A 3,557-nucleotide genomic window follows, 5' to 3' on the forward strand; every position below is an offset into this window, starting at 1 on the left:
AATAGTCTGCCACCTGCTGCAGCAAAATCCAGTAGCCCGGCGGGAAGAAAGCCGCGCTGATCACGTCATCAACTGGCCGCACCGCTGTTGGCTCCAAACCCTCTGGCAATTGTTCCACCCAGCGTAGGGCGATCGCCCCCATCTGCTGCGCTCCAAAAGGCACGCTGAGGATATCTCCGGGTTTAATGCACAGCTCCGTTGGCACAGCGTAGGTATAGAGCCCTGGTGCGCCCGGACAGTCTACAAGGGCCTCAATCCAGCGGGAAGCTGCGCCATACTGGGCGACGGGTTCGGCAACGGTTGGCAAGGCGGCGATCGCCATCGGCATACAGACAGGATTGGTCATGACGAAACTCAGTCTTCCCCAGCATCCTACCGAATCTAGCGTGTTGTGGGACGCTAGAAAACCGTTCAATTGCGGATGATCTTCGGGTTAGACGGGCTGGGGCTGGGTGATCGCGATCCTAGAAACCTAGATTAGGTGTAGGCTGCTGTTAGGCAAAGCCGTGACGCACCGTCCCGTAACGCATGGATGACCACCACCTATCTATAAGAATTCTCCGCTCATACAGAGTGCCGTTAGGCGAAGCCGTAACGCACCGTCTCGCTCATCACGAACTTGTACTCAAGTTAGATCAGAATAGCCACTGAGCAGATCGAGCAGGAGTGGCAGAATAGGGTCGCTGGGAGCACGATAGCGGATGCGAGGATTGGCGGGCTGGGGCTGCAGACTGGTCAACAGCAGGCGATCGCAACTGTGGGTGAGCATGAGGTTGAGCCCCAGATGTTCACCACTGCCGCGAAAGTCAGTGCGTACACCAACCACTGGAATCCCCTTAGCATAGGCATAGCCCAGCTCAAAGCAACTACCTGAATCGGCATCCGTGCCATCTAAGATCACCACCATCAGCGCTGCGCCATCGATACCCCGGACGCAAATCTTGAAGAGTTCGTGGGGATCGGTCGTGCCAGCACATTCATCCTGGGGGAGATAGACGGAGTAGCCCGCTGCCCGCAACCCCATGGCGATCGCTGCATTGAAGTCAATTTCGGCGGCGGTGAACAGGGGCCCAGCAAAGTAAATCCATGGGGTGAGCGTGCTCATAGGCGATCGCTTATACCTTGATGTCTATCATGGCGTCCAGTTTAGCGCAGGATCCGGGTGCTTACGTTAAAACAACACCGGATAGGCTTATAGCTTATCTATGGTGGCATCCATCGTGATGTCTACAAATTAGTTTTATTAATTTCACTATCTTGGGCATAGCCTACATCTTATCTCGACTGTCCACCGCCTTAAGCGACGCGGGAATGGCAGACTAGCGCTATGCGCTACGCAATCATGGCTGTATTAATTAAAACATTGTACTTATTCTTGACCATGATCGCATGATCGATTGCCGATGTACTTGCATAAGAGGTATAGTTCGGTTTAAAAATATCTTAGAGATACAATCTAAATCAACATGGCTATCTCATCTCGTCTGTTGCTCTAGCTTGCTGACCTACCTAGAACTCTCCCTACCATAACCCTAGAACTATCTTGACAGGTATAACGGTATTGACTTCTAAATTCGGATAGCTCTACACCGTCTTCCTAAGCAGGATACTGTCGTTCTATATGCGGCATTTGGACTTGTCAAGCCTAGAAAAATCTATGCATCATCCCCCAGACCCATTTGAAATACCTATCGTTGGATAGATAGTCATTTGACACAATTTGTTGTATTGTTTAATACGATTTAACCAGACCTTAACTAGCCGATCATACATCGGGAGGACACTCGCATGAAATTCAAAATGATGTCTCTGGCCTTGATTGCAACCCTGGCAGCTACGCTTGGCGCTTGCGCAACCGAAGAGACTGCTCCTGCTCCTGAAACCACCGAAGAAGCTGCTCCTGAAACCACTGAAGAAGCTGCTCCTGAGGCTGAGGGAGAAGAGATGGAAGAAGAGATGGAAGAAGGCGCTGAGGAAGGTGCTGAGGAAGCTCCTGCTCAGTAATCGTTGTCATCACGGATCGATCGTGATCTAAGTGATGAGTCTAGACCACGGTCTACTCCTCACCCATGTTGCCAACAGATTCCTATCCATCAAAGGATCTGTTAGGCACGTTTCTCGGGTCGTGCATCAACCTGACTTAATGTAGAACGTTATTCACGTTCTCCCTGAAGCATTCATATCCCTGGTAAAAACCAGCATTCATCCCCTGTTTAAGTTGTCCTAGAAAGAATGCGATCGCCCTGTATGGTCAGGCGATCGCATTTTTAATGGTGATGGAAGGGGTACTTAACCTGCCGCCGTGGGCTTGGGTTTATGGGTGGAGGCCACATGCAGTTCTTTGAGTTGCTTCAGGTCTACGCCAGACGGAGCTTCGGTGAGTAAGCAGCGGGCCTGCTGGGTTTTGGGGAAGGCGATCGCATCTCGAATCGACTCTTCGCCCGCCAAGAGCATGACTAAGCGATCGAGACCATAGGCAATGCCGCCGTGGGGCGGGGTGCCATACTCGAAGGCTTCCAGCAAGAATCCAAATTTCCCTCGGGCTTCCTCGTCGGATAGACCAATCGTTTCAAAGACCTTAGCCTGTAGATCGGGGTGATAGATCCGCAAACTGCCGCCGCCAATTTCAAAGCCGTTGAACACAATGTCATAGGCTTGGGCCCGGGCCGTTTTCAGGTCGTGGGCATCCTCGGGGAAGGGCGCGGTGAAGGGATGGTGTAGGGCTTCTAAGCGCTTCTCATCGGCATTCCACTCAAACATGGGGAAGTCCGTCACCCACAGAAGGTTGAGCTTCTCGGGATCAATGAGGTTCATCTGCCGTGCAATCACTTGGCGCAGGCGATCGAGGGTTTTGTTGACCGTCGCGGCATCCCCTGCCCCAAACAGTAGCAGGTGTCCCGGCTGGGCTCCGGTTCTAGCCAGGAGCTCTTGCTTTTGCTCATCGCTGAGGTTGTCTTTGATGGCACCGATGGTGTCAATCTCGCCGCCTTCCCGCACGCGGATGTAGGCCAGCCCCTTCGCCCCCGCCTCGTTGGCTTCTTTGAACAGGTCACCACCGGGCTTAATGCGGACGTTGGAAATGGCGTCATTGCCGCCGGGAATCGGCAACACTTTCACCATGCCGCCAGCAGCGATCGCCCCTGAAAACACCTTGAAGCCGGAGTCTTTCACCAAGTCGGATACTTCTACTAGCTCTAGGCCATAGCGGGTATCGGGCTTGTCGGAGCCATAGCGATCCATGGCATCAGCATAGGTGAGGCGAGGGAAGGGGCGGGGTAGGTCGATGCCCTTCACCGCTTTGAAAATATGGCAGACCATGGCCTCATTCAGCTCCAGAATTTCATCCTGGGTCATGAAGCTCATTTCCATATCGAGCTGGGTGAATTCCGGTTGGCGATCGGCCCGGAGGTCTTCATCGCGGAAGCAGCGGGCAATTTGGTAGTAGCGATCGAACCCGGACACCATCAAAATTTGCTTGAAGAGCTGGGGCGATTGGGGCAAGGCAAACCATTCCCCTGGATTCACCCGACTGGGCACTAGATAGTCCCTTGCGCCTT

Annotated in this window: 4 protein-coding genes; 1 reads left to right on the plus strand and 3 read right to left on the minus strand. The window is 53.1% G+C overall.

Features of this window, described 5'->3' with window-relative positions; genetic code table 11:
• Together V6D20_09430 and V6D20_09435 are read right to left on the minus strand one after the other, a co-directional pair.
• A partial coding sequence (locus V6D20_09430) for a hypothetical protein (GenBank protein ID HEY9816000.1) occupies positions 1 to 346 on the minus strand: 346 nt, incomplete at its 3' end.
• A 279-nt stretch (positions 347 to 625) separates the two neighbouring features.
• Positions 626 to 1,105 carry a nucleoside 2-deoxyribosyltransferase gene (locus tag V6D20_09435; protein ID HEY9816001.1) on the minus strand — a complete coding sequence of 160 codons (480 nt, stop codon included), beginning with the start codon at positions 1,103 to 1,105 and terminating at the stop codon, positions 626 to 628.
• Between the two features lie 683 nt (positions 1,106 to 1,788).
• Between V6D20_09435 and V6D20_09440 the strand changes: the two genes are divergently transcribed.
• A complete protein-coding gene (locus V6D20_09440; GenBank protein HEY9816002.1) occupies positions 1,789 to 2,004 on the plus strand; it encodes a hypothetical protein in 216 nt (71 codons plus the stop codon).
• Between the two features lie 285 nt (positions 2,005 to 2,289).
• On the opposite strand, the gene aspS is transcribed toward V6D20_09440, so the two are convergent.
• The coding region (gene aspS / locus V6D20_09445) for an aspartate--tRNA ligase (GenBank protein HEY9816003.1) at positions 2,290 to 3,557 on the minus strand (1,268 nt) is incomplete at its 5' end.

It is taken from the genome of Candidatus Obscuribacterales bacterium, assembly GCA_036703605.1.
Lineage (GTDB): Bacteria > Cyanobacteriota > Cyanobacteriia > RECH01 > RECH01 > RECH01.